The organism is Pseudomonas sp. NPDC088368 (assembly GCF_044753445.1).
Lineage (GTDB): Bacteria > Pseudomonadota > Gammaproteobacteria > Pseudomonadales > Pseudomonadaceae > Aquipseudomonas > Aquipseudomonas bambusae.
In genome coordinates this window covers 586272-599083 of sequence record NZ_JBIVNG010000002.1, presented here as the reverse complement: position 1 = coordinate 599083, position 12812 = coordinate 586272, and the positions used below count along the sequence as shown (strand labels likewise).

11 protein-coding genes are annotated in these 12812 nt (G+C 61.2%); 5 read left to right on the top strand and 6 right to left on the bottom strand.

The window, feature by feature from the left end:
• Positions 1–2: 2 nt before the first annotated feature.
• Positions 3–1628, bottom strand: a complete 1626-nt coding sequence (locus ACIQAL_RS06195; RefSeq protein ID WP_401143617.1) for an ArnT family glycosyltransferase — start codon at positions 1626–1628, stop codon at positions 3–5.
• A gap of 534 nt (positions 1629–2162) precedes the next feature.
• On the opposite strand from ACIQAL_RS06195, the gene ACIQAL_RS06190 reads away from it, so the two are divergent.
• Positions 2163–2846, top strand: a complete 684-nt coding sequence (locus tag ACIQAL_RS06190; protein WP_401143615.1) for a histidine phosphatase family protein — start codon at positions 2163–2165, stop codon at positions 2844–2846.
• Between the two features lie 41 nt (positions 2847–2887).
• The gene (locus ACIQAL_RS06185; protein ID WP_401143613.1) at positions 2888–3730 is read left to right on the top strand and encodes a phosphatase PAP2 family protein; all 843 of its coding nucleotides are present in this window, start codon (positions 2888–2890) and stop codon (positions 3728–3730) included.
• On the opposite strand, the gene ACIQAL_RS06180 is transcribed toward ACIQAL_RS06185, so the two are convergent.
• The 3 genes from ACIQAL_RS06180 to ACIQAL_RS06170 form a co-directional block, all read right to left on the bottom strand.
• Positions 3690–4979, bottom strand: coding sequence for a sensor histidine kinase (locus ACIQAL_RS06180; protein ID WP_401143610.1), 1290 nt, complete (start codon positions 4977–4979; stop codon positions 3690–3692). The genes ACIQAL_RS06185 and ACIQAL_RS06180 overlap by 41 nt on opposite strands.
• A gap of 122 nt (positions 4980–5101) precedes the next feature.
• Positions 5102–6316: an MFS transporter gene (locus tag ACIQAL_RS06175; protein WP_401143607.1), complete on the bottom strand. Its 1215-nt coding sequence runs from the start codon at positions 6314–6316 to the stop codon at positions 5102–5104.
• A gap of 178 nt (positions 6317–6494) precedes the next feature.
• On the bottom strand, positions 6495–7271 hold the full coding sequence (locus tag ACIQAL_RS06170; RefSeq protein ID WP_401143604.1) for an alpha/beta hydrolase: 777 nt from the start codon (positions 7269–7271) through the stop codon (positions 6495–6497).
• Positions 7272–7541: 270 nt separating this feature from the next.
• Here ACIQAL_RS06170 and ACIQAL_RS06165 point away from each other — a divergent pair, with 270 nt between their 5' ends.
• Positions 7542–7814: a DUF2790 domain-containing protein gene (locus tag ACIQAL_RS06165; RefSeq protein WP_401143601.1), complete on the top strand. Its 273-nt coding sequence runs from the start codon at positions 7542–7544 to the stop codon at positions 7812–7814.
• A gap of 116 nt (positions 7815–7930) precedes the next feature.
• Positions 7931–8698: a 2-keto-4-pentenoate hydratase gene (locus ACIQAL_RS06160; RefSeq protein WP_401143598.1), complete on the top strand. Its 768-nt coding sequence runs from the start codon at positions 7931–7933 to the stop codon at positions 8696–8698.
• A gap of 112 nt (positions 8699–8810) precedes the next feature.
• On the opposite strand, the gene ACIQAL_RS06155 is transcribed toward ACIQAL_RS06160, so the two are convergent.
• Together ACIQAL_RS06155 and ACIQAL_RS06150 are read right to left on the bottom strand one after the other, a co-directional pair.
• Positions 8811–9926, bottom strand: a complete 1116-nt coding sequence (locus ACIQAL_RS06155; RefSeq protein ID WP_401143596.1) for a hypothetical protein — start codon at positions 9924–9926, stop codon at positions 8811–8813.
• A gap of 82 nt (positions 9927–10008) precedes the next feature.
• Complete coding sequence (locus tag ACIQAL_RS06150) at positions 10009–10920, bottom strand: LysR family transcriptional regulator (RefSeq protein WP_166594651.1); 912 nt, start codon at positions 10918–10920, stop codon at positions 10009–10011.
• Between the two features lie 108 nt (positions 10921–11028).
• Between ACIQAL_RS06150 and gcl the strand changes: the two genes are divergently transcribed.
• Entirely contained in the window at positions 11029–12804 is a 1776-nt protein-coding gene (gcl, locus tag ACIQAL_RS06145) for a glyoxylate carboligase (protein ID WP_401143593.1), read from the top strand.
• Positions 12805–12812: the final 8 nt, after the last annotated feature.

The following is a 12812-nucleotide window of genomic DNA, read 5'->3' as shown; positions in this document are numbered from 1 at the left end:
TGCTACGGGCCCGGTAATCTGACGAGGATGTAATCCTCTTTATCGAACCGGCCGTTGAGCAGCACCGGCAGTTCACTGAGCCGGGTGCCTTGGAGTTTCTGGAAATCGTTGTTGCTCATGACCACGTTCGCCGGGCCTTGCACGGAAAGCAGTTGTTCCGGGGTGTTGGTGAACACCGGTTGCAGGTCTTCATCGACGTTGACCATGAATTTGATCGCCTTGGCGTCTTTCCCCATCGAATGCAGAACCAGCGGCGCCTTGTCCGACCGCGTCGCTTCGCGCACCGCTTGAGTGAAATGCCGGGTGTCGTACAGCGTGCGTTCGGTTTTTTCAAACACGCCGATGTAGCTGATCCACACGGCCAGCACCGCACAGGCGGGTAGCCCATAGAGCCGCAGGCGCGGCCGCATCAACAGCGGTAACGCGACCAACTGCAAGATGCCCAGCACCGCGAGAATCGGGCCGATGTCGCTGAGGGCTTCGGGAAAACGCGGACGCACCGCCAGCAACCCCGCCATCAGCACACCGGGAATGAAGCAACAGAAGGTCAGGATGAAACCACGCAGCCACCAGAAGCTGCGCCCTGCACGGACTTGAAACGGGTACGCGGCGATAATCGCCGCCATGGGCAACATCGGCAGGATGTAGCGCGCTTTCTTGGCTTGGGGGATCGACAACCCGACCATCACCGTCAAACCGGCAAAGGCACACACGTACAGTAAATCCAGCGCTTCGCTCCGCTGTTTTCTCGCCACCACCGCCACCGTCGCCAACACCACCAGCGCGAGCGGGTAAGCCAACGCATAGTTGCCGAACGCGCTGCTGAAGTACCAGAACACCGGGCTGCTCCCCTCGCTGCCGTCCATGCGTGAGGTGAACTGCATGCGCACGACCTCGGCCAGCAATGCCTCCCCTCCGCTGATTCTCGCCAGCAGCAACAGCACCAGCACGCACGCCAACAGCAACACGCCGGCCGCCAGCCCGACTGTCCAAAGACGGCGCCATTGCCGGTTCAAACCGTAATAGCTGCAAAGGACACCGGCGGGCACCACCAGTCCAATCGGGCCACGAATCGCGAAGCCGAGGATTAACAGCGCGAGCACGGCGCTCAAGCGTCGGGCCGAACCGAAGTGATCGGTGGCATAGGCGAGGTAGAACACGGCGAACGCCACCGTGGCGAGCATCTGATCCAGCGACACGGCGCGGGTTTCGGTGATGAACGTATTGCTCAGTAGCAACAAGGCGATGCTGAGCCATGCCCAGCGGCGCGAATACGGCGACAGCAACCGGTACATCAACCCCACCATCACCGCTGACGCGATGCAGGTCGGTAGCCAGGCGCTGAAGCTGGTGACCTGACCGAAGGGCAATGAACCGAGGTAGATCAACCACGTCGTAAAACCTGAGTAGTCCGGGTACGGCTCGCCGTAAGTCGTGGGGAAGACGCCTGGACCGTGACGCAGCATTTCCTGCGCGAACATCACGAAGCGAGAGTCGAATCCGATGATGCTCAGGTGCCAGCTGGCCGTCACGAACAACAGAAAGGCCAGTCCTCCTGCCCACCAGGCCTGGCGTCTGGCCCGAGCCGGGGTGACACCCGACAAAAACTCGGAATCGATCGCTGTCAATACAGACTCCTGTGGGCACGCGGATCGGTTAACGACTGCCGGAAGAGTAGACGTGATCCAGAGATTCCGTGTCGGCCCGTCGTCCACGACGGTTCACTGCGAAGCACAGCAGCCGCACGCACATTAACATTGCACTACGGCGATAACGACGTCCGTTTTTATTTCTCGCCCACTGTACTGCTGCAAGCGTGCACGTATAAAAAGTGAAGAATGACATTATCGTCAATGGCAGTTCGCCAGAGAGCGTTAATGGTTGACTGTCAAGCTTTCGTGAAAATTGCATGAGCGAACCATGACATCTTCGTGACATGTATCGGCGCCCGCTTCGGTCATCGCACGCCAGCGATAACATCCTGCCAAAGCCTGCAAAATCGCGCCGTTGAGGGGCGAGGCAAATGTGAAAACGATTTTCACAAACGCTTCACTCCCTGTTGACTCTGGCTCGCTTACTTTGAATCGGCGCGACGCACTCATCTCGACTTAGTTTGAAAATTGCGTCTTGAATACTTTTCATTTATTGCCGCAGGGCTCGTCATGACGCTCAACTTCAGCCACGCCCTGGATCAATTGAACGCGCGGTATCAGGCGCTGGGAAAGTTATCCCGTTTAATGGTGTTTAGTATGGCAATGCTGGCATTGGCCGGGGTGACCACGCTGGCGTTGCGACCGCCGCCGCTGACTGACCTCTCGGACGGCCATCGTCTGCGCAAGATCAATTTTTTCCCGCTCTGGGCTCAGGGCGATCTGGTGGTGCTCACCCGTCACGCGGAGCGTTGCGATCACTCCACCAACCCCTGCCTCGCACAACCTGACGGCATCACGGTCAAGGGAAGCCGCGTTGCCGAACAGTTGGGGCGTACGTTTCAGGCCTTGGGGCTGGATCAAGCCACGATTTACAACAGTCCGCTGCGCCGCACCGAGCAGACGGCCGCGTTCGCCTTCAACCGCGCGCCCGTGGCTCAGGACTGGTTGATCAATTGCCGCAAATCGATGCTCGACGACGTCCTCAAACACAAGATGGATGGGTACAACCTGATTCTGGTGACCCACAGCGAGTGCATCAGCGAGGTTGAAAAATCCCTGAACGTCCGCGCCCCGGTCACGCTGGATTACGGCTCGTCGCTGATCGTCTCGGTCAACCGCAAAGACCACATCGCCACCGTATTGGGCTACATCGACGCCCAGGACTGGAACACCGTCCTCGCCAAACGCCCCTGACCCATGCCTTTTCCTTCACCCGCCTTTCGGAACATCAGACCGTGCACAACAGCCGAAACCGTTTCTACTTCAAGCATGTGGGTGTCCCGCTGCTGCTGGCCTTGATCCTCTTCGTCAGCTTCGATTTGACGGGACTGGACGTGATCCTCAGCGACTGGATGTACAACGCGAGCACCCAAGCCTTCCCGCTTCAACACAACAAGCTGTTCGAAACCATCACCCACAAGTGGGCGCGGATCATTCCGAACTGGACCGGCGAAGCCGCAATCATTGGCGCGTTGCTGTCGTTCATCTGGCCGCGATTCAAGGCCGAAAAACACGTGAAGATGATGGCCTGGCTGGAGCAAATCCGCGTGGCGCCCTTGCTGCGTTTCCTCACCCGCCATCGCCGGGACCTGCTGTTCGTGGTCTTCGCGTTTTCCCTCACCACCGGCGCGATCCACTATTTCAAGAGCCACACCAGCATCTATTGCCCGATCGAAACCACGCTGTACGGCGGCATCGAAAAGCAAAAGGAATGGTTCGAGAACTTCAACCTGCTGCATGACGCTGGCAAAGGGCGCTGCTGGCCGGGTGGTCACGCATCGGGGGGGTTCACCATGATGGCGCTGTTTTTCGTGGCGCGGCGTTACCGCTGGCGTCACGCCCGCAAGCTGATGGGCTTCGCGCTGGTGCTGGGCATGGTCTACGGCACCACCCGGGTGCTGCAAGGCTGGCACTTCATGTCCCACACTTTTTGGGCCGGCATCATCGTCTGGTTCTCGATGTTACTGACCGCGTTGGCCTTCTATGGCCGGGCCAGGCTGGACCCCGGCATCGAACTCAAGCCCGCGCCCAAACCGTTCACACCGACAATTGTCCCGGCGCCTCAAGCACAACGCTAAAACGGCAGCCCGCCGGTTCCCGGCTGGTCAACGTCACGGTCCAGTGCTGATTGCCACAAATCCGCTGGACCAGCGACAACCCTAATCCGAGTCCTTCTCCGCGCTGTTCGTCGCCCCGCACAAAGGGCTGAAACATCGCCTGCTGCTTCTCCAGCGGAATCCCGATCCCGCTGTCTTCGACCGTAAACCCATGGGCATGCAACGTCAGCCGGATGAAGCCCGTGTCGGTGTAATGCCAGGCGTTGCGCAACAGGTTGCCCATCACCGAACGCAGCAGCGGCTCGTTGTAAAGCCCTTCAGCTTCATCACAGGGTTCATAAATGAACGTCAGGTTTTTCTCTTCGATGGGCGCACGCCAGACCTCAAGCAATTCGTCAGCAATCTGTGACAGTGTGCCCCGCTGGCCTTGTGGCGCGTTCTTGCCTTCAGTCCGCGCCAGCAACAGGAAGGTTTCCACCAGTTGATTCATGCCCGCCGTGGCTTTGCTGATGCGTTGCACCTGCGTTCGTGAACGCTCGTCCAGACGCGGGTATTCCAGCAGCAGCTCGCAGGACGTCGCCAGCACCATCAGCGGCGTGCGCAATTCGTGGCTGACATCGCTGGTGAACAGTTTCTCGCGCCCCAATGCCGCCCGCAGGCGTCCCAGGGTTTCATCGAAAGATCGCGCCAGCGCGCCGACTTCGTCCCTGGCATACCCGTTAGCCAGCACCGGCGCCAATTCGAGCAGTTGATCGCGATGACGCACCTGCCCCGCCAGGCTCGACACCGGTGCCATCACCCGCGACGCCAGCAGGCGGCCGAGCAGCACCGCCAGCAGCACGCTCAGAATGAAACCGATCAGGACCACGCCAAACAGAATCCGCTCGCGCTTGGCGAACGAACGTTGGTCGCGCAACAGCACGTAATGCCGCTCCCCGACAGACGCCACCATCGCGTAATAGGCACGCTTGCCACGGAAAAATTCCTGAAAGCCGAGGGGCAGGCCCCGCAGGTCATCGGCCATGGCCAGATCGCTCGCGCCATCATCGGCATAGAACAGCTCGCCTTTTTCCGGGCGATGGCGCCATTCCTCGACATTGTCCAGCTTGAGCAGGCGATGCAGATTGCCGCTCATGTTGATGGCCGTCAGACGTTTTTCCACAACGTGCACGGTGGCGATGATGCCCACCGCGAACACGCCGGCCACCAACGCGCTCATCAACGCAAAAACGATCACGATCCGCTGTTTCAGACTGTGTTTGATATCCATGGGGTTCCGTGCGTCACTCAGATCAGGGCTTGCGCCGCCGGGCTGATTATCCGGATGCCATGTCATGGTTTCGTCAAAACGTGGACGGTGAAGCGCAGCGTGGGGTGAATGCCCCCCGGAAGCTAGGGCGTCGCAGGCCGCATCATCAACATCACCGCCGCGCAGACCGCCATCAAGACACACGTCGCGATGAACACGATGGGCATGCCGAAGTGTCCGCCGAGATACCCGCCCGTCAACGGCCCCAGCACCTGGCCGACGTACTGGCTGGACGTCGAGTAGCCCAACATGCGCCCCGCGACCTGATCCGGCACTGAATGCCGGATAATCGCCGCGATACACGGCAGCAGCCCGCCCAAGGCAACGCCCATCAAAAAGCGCAACGCCACCAGCTGCCATTCGTTGGTCACGAAGGCCTGGGGAATCAACAGCACGGCCGCGGCGATCAAACACCCCATCACCACTTTCCAGTGGCCGATGCGGTCTGCGAGCTTGCCGATCCGCGAGGCCGACAACACACTGGCCAGTGCCGTGGCGGACATCACCAGCCCCGCCATCACGGTCACGTTTTCCGTGTGCAACTGCGTGAGGTACACCGTGATGATGGGTTCGATGGACATGATCGAAAACATCACCAGGCACGCGACCACGAACATGGTGATCACCGGCCGCTTGTCCGGGATCAAGTCCCAGGGCCGCACGGCGACAGGCCTGGCTTCGCCTGCCGCACGCTTGGGCCTGGGCGCTTCTTTCATGATGAACAGCGTGGCGAGAAACGTGAGGAAGATCACGCCGCCGGCCAGGAAAAAGGTGTTGCGGATGCCGATCAGCGGCGGCAAGAATCCGCCAACCAACGGCCCTGTGAGATTCCCCGCCATGATCCCCGACGAGAGCATGCCCAACGCCCAGCCAGAACGTTCTTTGGGCGTCTGGGTCGCCACCAGAATCGTCGCCCCGGACGCATACCCGCCCAACAAGCCTGCCAGCAGCCGCAGCCCCACCAGTTGATAGATGTTTTCTGCCAGACCGATCAGCGACATCGCCACGGCCATGCCCAGACTGGCACGAATCAACATCAGCTTGCGGCCGTAACGATCCCCTAACCGCCCCCACAAAGGCGCGGTGAACGCGGCAGACAGAAAGGTCGCCCCGAACGCCGCGCCGGACCATTGCACAATGGCCGCGGGATCGCTGACACCCAGGTGTTCGACGTACAGCGGCAGGAACGGCAACAGCAAGGTCATGGCGATGATCGTGGTGAACGACCCGGCCACGCAGACCGCCAGGTTGCGCTTCCAGTGTGCTTCGAGGATTGCAGCGGGGGGTTGAGCGGTCATCTCTGATCCGTGCACAGGACATGTCCGTACACGGTAGAGGGTTGATGCCCATAAATAAAATTCATGTTTTTTATGGAGTGGATTCCAGGGAGGAATGACTCAACTGCCCCGGTTTTTTTGCGCCCTCTGTGGGGGCGAATGAATTCGCCCCCACAGATTGAATCAGGCGCCGGTCAACTCACTTCCCATCCTGTGCGTGCTGTGCCGCCTGTTCGATCAGCGCTGCCACTTCTTTCGGGTGGGATTCGTACACCGCGTGGCTGGCGCCTGCAATCTCAATGGTGTGCGCGTTGGCTCGCTTGGCGTACATGCGCTCCAGATCGGGGTTGATGATGCGATCAGACTTGGCCACCGCGTACCAGCTCGGTTTGGTCTTCCAGGCCGCGACAGTGGCCGCCGTGGTGAACACCGAGGCCGACGTCAGGGACTGGCTGTGAGCTTCGAACTCGGCCTGAGCCTTGGGCAGATCGGCGGCGAAATCCGCCGGGTAGAACGCCGGGTCCAGGTACAGGAAACCGTCGTCGGTTTTCTTCACGGCCTTGGTTGCGTTCGGGTACAGCTTGCCGTTGGCGGCCTCGGTCTCGCCGACGTCGAGCGCGTGGGCGGCGATGTACACCAGACCCGCGACGTGGCTGTCTTCGCCCGCGTCGGAGATGATCGCCCCGCCGTAGCTATGGCCGACGAGGATGGTCGGGCCGTCCTGCATCGCCAGGATGCGCTTGACGGCGGTGACGTCATCGCTGAACGACGTCAACGGGTGCGCGGCGACGGAGACGTGATAGCCGTCTTTCACCAGAATGTCGTACACCGGCTTCCAGCCCGCGCCGTTCACGAAGGCGCCGTGGACCAGCACGATGTTTTTCACAGGGGCCGCCGAAGCGGCAGTGGCAAATCCGGCGGTGGCCAGGGCGAGTGCGGCGACTGCGAATGCGGAACGGACGTGACGAAACTTCATGGCGTGACCTCAATCTGTAAGTAGGGGTGAACGCCGCAGCGTTCAGTCAGTGACCGCAGCAAGACGTACCCGCTCGGCAGTTATTCCACCGCTCGCACACATTATTTCGAGGCCCGCCGACGCATCGCCCCTCGCCCACACCGGGCATCAGCTCCGTTGATGACGTGTATCGACACGCACCATTTCAGCTGCGTCCCGCCCGCTCCCTAGAATGGCGCCATACCCGAGCCAACCTCTGAGCCCGGCGCAGCGGATCACGTGGAGCCTGCCATGAAAACCTTTCTGTTCATCGCGTTGTCGTTTTTCAGTGTGTTCACCTTTGCCGACGATACGGTCAGCCACGCCACCGCGGCGGCGGTCCAGGACGGCCAATACGATTACACCCAGGACCTGGACATCGCCAAGGTCGTGCGCATCAACACCGCCAGCAACGCCCCCGGGGAATGCGGGCCGGTGAAGGCGCAAATCGAGTACGTCGACAGCAAAGGCGTCAGCCACACACTTGAATACACCCGTCTAGGTGACGACTGCCAGAACGGCTGATGTGTAACGCAGGGTTCTGCGCGGTCGGCAAATGGGGTTAGAGTAGTCACGCTGGCCCCACGACTGAGACCGGATCGTGGGGCACTTTCCATTCAATTGACTGAAGGAAGTCCCGCGTGAATCAACCGTCTCACCCAGCAAAAATCGCCGAATTGATCGTCGACGCCATGCGCGACGGCCAGAAAATCACCGAGATTCGCCCTGATTACATCCCTGCCGATGCGCCGAGTGCCTACGCCCTGCAACGGGAAATCCTGCGGTTGCGAGACACCACGGTCGGCGGCTGGAAAGTGGGTTCGAAAGCCACTCATGGCGGCCCCATCACGGGCGCATTACTCCCGGACGACGGCCTGTTTGCCAGTGGCAGCCAGGTGGAAATCATCGATTACCCGCACCCGATCCTCGAACTTGAAATCGCCTTTCGCCTGAACCGCGAATTCACGCCCCGCGCCGAAGCCTATTCCGATGAGGACGTGCTGGCCAGCATCGGCTCAATGGGCGCCACCATCGAAATCGTCTCCAGCCGGTTCAGAGCCTGGCCGAAGATTGATCCGCTGCTGGCGCTGGGCGATCTGCTCAACCACGGAGCATTGATCGTCGGCGACTTCGTGCCGTACGACCCCAGCTTCCCCTTCGTCGAACCTGCCGTGACCTTCACCTATGCCGACGAAGACATCGTGCCCGGCGACGGCGCCAACCCGGCGGGTGACCCGCGTCGCCTGCTGCCGTGGGTGGTCAACTACCACACGCAAAACGGCCAGAGCGTGACGCCGGACCTGATCATCACCACCGGCTCGTACACCGGCATGTATTTGACGAAGGGGCCGGGTGTGGCCGTCGGAGAGATTCGTGGATTACCGCCGATATCCGTGGAGTTGATCTGACCGGGCATGGGCTTCACTGTGGGAGCGAATTCATTCGCGAATAATCGTCCAGGCGACAGACAGGTGGCGGATGTACGAACGCCTCGCAAATGAATTCGCGCCTACAGGGGCGTCACGCCTTGCCGAAGGTGACGTCCAGCGACATCGCGTCAGTGTGGCGCATCGGGTTGTTGCCCTGGCCGAGGGTGTCGTCGTTCGGGTGCATGTAGGTCATGCCCGTGCCTAGGGTCTGGGTCAGGAAATCCCCGCCCTTGCGCATGGCGTCGGTTGAACCGTCATAGAAACCCGCCACGGTTTTGTTGCCTGCCGAGTCGGTCGAGACGATGTCGCTCGATGCCTTGTCCGCCACGCTCTGGCTGTCGCCCACTTCGAAACCCTTGCCATCGGTGGCATGGATCGCGGCGTTGCGGCCGTCGATGTCGCTGGTGTTGATGAACCCGTTGTAGAACTCCAGACGGCTGGCGTCCGGCTTGTACTTGCCATCGGCGTCGGCCTGCTTGAGCAAGCCGGTGGTGTCGTTCTCGAACTTCATCGTGCCTGTCTGGCCGGGCTGCAGGGTCAGCTCGGCCGTCAGTTGATCGTGCTGGTCGAACTGTCCGATCTTGATCGGGTGATCCTGAGTATTGGTGATGTTGAACGCGCGCGGACCACTGCCCGCGACCGGATTGTCTCCCGTGGCAGCCGTGCTGCTGGCGCTGTTCGTGGAAGGCGTGGCCGTGGCCGGATCGGCTGTGGCGGTTTGCGGTTCGGCAGCCGCTGTTTGCAGCGTCGCTGTTTGCGGTGTCGAGGTCGGCGGTGTCGCTGTCTGGCCCGCAGGCTGAGCCGACTGATCGGTTTGCGGGGGCTGCGCGGCGGCGTTCGTCACCGGCTTCTGCGATTGGCCCGGCGAACTGCCATTGCCTGCGCCATCCGACGGGTTCTGCGGCGCACTCTGGTTGTTCTGCATCATCTGCGCGATGAGCTGGAGTATCTGCTGCACCAGGTCCCGCACCTGATTGCTCAGGCTGTCATTGCCGTCTGCCGGTGCCTGAGCCGCCGCAACCCGACTGTCGCTCAACGCCGCAGGCTGGCCGCCGAAATTGACTTGCCCGCCTGCCCCGGCTGCCCCACCAAAACTGACCAACCCACTCTGACCGGATGAACCTCCACTGCCCTTGAACGCGTCCTTGTGGGCGAAGTCGCGGGTGTCCAGGCCAAAGCCCTGCTGGGCGGGACCGAGTATTTTCATCGACATCTGACACCTCCGGGACGGTCTGAATACCGCGTGAGTGGCGTCAGCGTCCTGATCGGTTCCCGCTGAGGACTGCCCGTTATCCCCCGTTCGTCCAATACCCCGGCCGGTTGTACACCTCCTTCAGAAACGCGATGAAAAACCGCACCTTCGCGGGCAGGTAGTGCTGATGGGGATAGACCCCCTGAATGTCATAACTGGGCAACGCAAAGTCATCCAGCACCGTGACCAGCGCCCCGCTCCCCACGGCGTTCTGGATCTCCCAGGTTGAGCGCCAGCAAAGGCCCAGCCCGCGTTTGGCCCAGTCGTACAACAGCTCGCCATCGTTGCAATAGAGATTGCCCGTGACCTTGATCGCCACCGGTTTGCCGTCCCGCTGAAAGGTCCAACCCCTGTGCTGGCCGCCCTGCAGGTTGAACGTCAGGCAATTGTGATCGGCCAGGTCTTCCAGCGTCTGCGGCAGACCGTGTTCCGCAAAATACCCCGGTGAGCCGCACACCACGCGTTTGTTGGCGTACAGCTTGATCGCCACATAGTTGGGGTCGAGCACCTCGCCGATGCGGATGCTCATGTCATAGCCCTCGCGCACCAGATCGACCACGTTGTCAGTGAGGTTGAACGACAGCTGCAAATCCGGAAAACGCGCTTGAAACTCCGGGGCGTGCGGGGCGACATGTTGACGCCCGAACCCCGCAGGCGCCGAGACAACCAGGTGCCCGCGCACGCTGTTTTCGTTCTCGCTGATGCTCGCGTCCAGCTCTTCGAACGACTGCAACACGGTCTTGGCGTTTTCCAGGTACGACTCGCCCGCATCGGTCAGGGTCAGGCCGCGAGTGGAGCGGTGAATCAGCTTCACCCCCAATCGATCTTCCAGTGCGCTCAGGCGTCGTCCCATGATCACCGGCGTCACACCTTCCACCAGCGCCGCTGCCGCAAAACTGCCGTGGGTGGCGACCAGCACGTAACTGCGTACCTCTGTGTAACGGTCCATTCGATACTCCTGATACCGACAGAACTGCCGAAAGCAGCCATTCACAAACTCTTCAATTCAAATCAGGCTGAGCACGTACAAAAACTATCGAGTTCAGGAGACTAACAAATGACCATCATGAGAGCCATCGAAGCCGCCGTTCTGGTGATGCGTCGCGAAGGGGTCGATACCGCGTTCGGTATCCCCGGCGCTGCCATCAACCCGCTGTACGCAGCGTTCAAGAAACTCGGCGGCATCGATCACGTGCTGGCCCGCCACGTCGAAGGCGCCTCGCACATGGCCGAGGGGTACACCCGCGCCATCGCCGGGAACATCGGTGTGTGCATCGGCACCTCCGGCCCGGCCGGTACCGACATGATCACCGGCCTGTATTCAGCGTCCGCCGACTCGATCCCGATCCTCTGCATCACCGGCCAGGCGCCCCGCGCACGCATGCACAAGGAAGATTTCCAGGCCGTCGACATCGCCAGTATTGCCGCGCCGGTCGCCAAATGGGCCACCACCGTCATGGAACCGGGCCAAGTGCCTTATGTGTTCCAGAAGGCGTTCCAGCTGATGCGCAGCGGCCGCCCGGGTCCGGTGTTGATCGACCTGCCGTTCGACGTGCAAATGGCCGAGATCGAATTCGACATCGATGCCTACGAGCCGCTGCCGGTCATCAAGCCACAGGCCAGCCGCAACCAGATCGAAAAAGCCCTGACGATGCTCAACGCGTCCGAGCGTCCGCTGATCGTCGCCGGTGGTGGCATCATCAACGCCGATGCCTCGGATGCGCTGGTGGAATTCGCCGAGCTGACGGGCATCCCGGTCATCCCGACCCTCATGGGCTGGGGCACGATTCCGGACGATCACCCGCAAATGGCGGGCATGGTTGGGCTGCAAACCTCCCACCGCTACGGCAACGCGACGATGCTGGAGTCGGACATGGTGCTGGGCATCGGTAACCGCTGGGCCAACCGCCACACCGGTACGGTGTCGGTGTACAGCGAAGGCCGCAAGTTCATCCACGTCGACATCGAGCCGACGCAAATCGGCCGCGTGCTGACACCGGACCTGGGCATCGTGTCCGACGCAGGCGCAGCCCTGGCGATGTTCCTGGAAGTCGCTCGCGAATGGCACACCGCCGGCAAGCTGAAAAACCGCAGCCAGTGGCTGGCCAGTTGCCAGGAACGCAAGCGCACGATGCAGCGCAAGACCCATTACGACAACGTGCCGGTCAAGCCGCAGCGCGTGTACGAAGAGATGAACCAGTATTTTGGCAAGGACACTTGCTACATCAGCACCATCGGTCTGTCGCAGATCGCGGGCGCACAGTTCCTGCACGTGTACAAGCCGCGTCACTGGATCAACTGCGGACAGGCGGGCCCGCTGGGCTGGACCATTCCGGCAGCGCTGGGCGTGGCCAAGGCCGACCCGAGCCGCCAGGTTGTCGCACTGTCGGGCGACTATGACTTCCAGTTCATGATTGAAGAGCTGGCCGTAGGCGCGCAGTTCAAGCTGCCGTACATCCACGTCGTGGTGAACAACTCGTACCTGGGTTTGATTCGTCAGGCGCAGCGCAATTTCGACATCGATTACTGCGTGCAGCTGGCGTTCGACAACATCAACGCCCCCGAGCTGGAAGGCTACGGCGTGGACCACGTTGCAGTGGCTGAAGGACTGGGCTGCAAGGCTATTCGTGTCAGCGACCCGGCGCACATCCAGGCCGCGTTCGCCGAGGCATCAAGCCTGATGCAGCAATACAGCGTGCCGGTGGTGGTCGAGATCATCCTTGAGCGCGTGACCAACATCGCCATGGGCACCGAGATCAACGCGATCAATGAATTCGAGTCGCTCGCCGACAGCCGCGCCGACGCCCCGACCGCGATCAGTCTGCTCGACTAAATAACGGC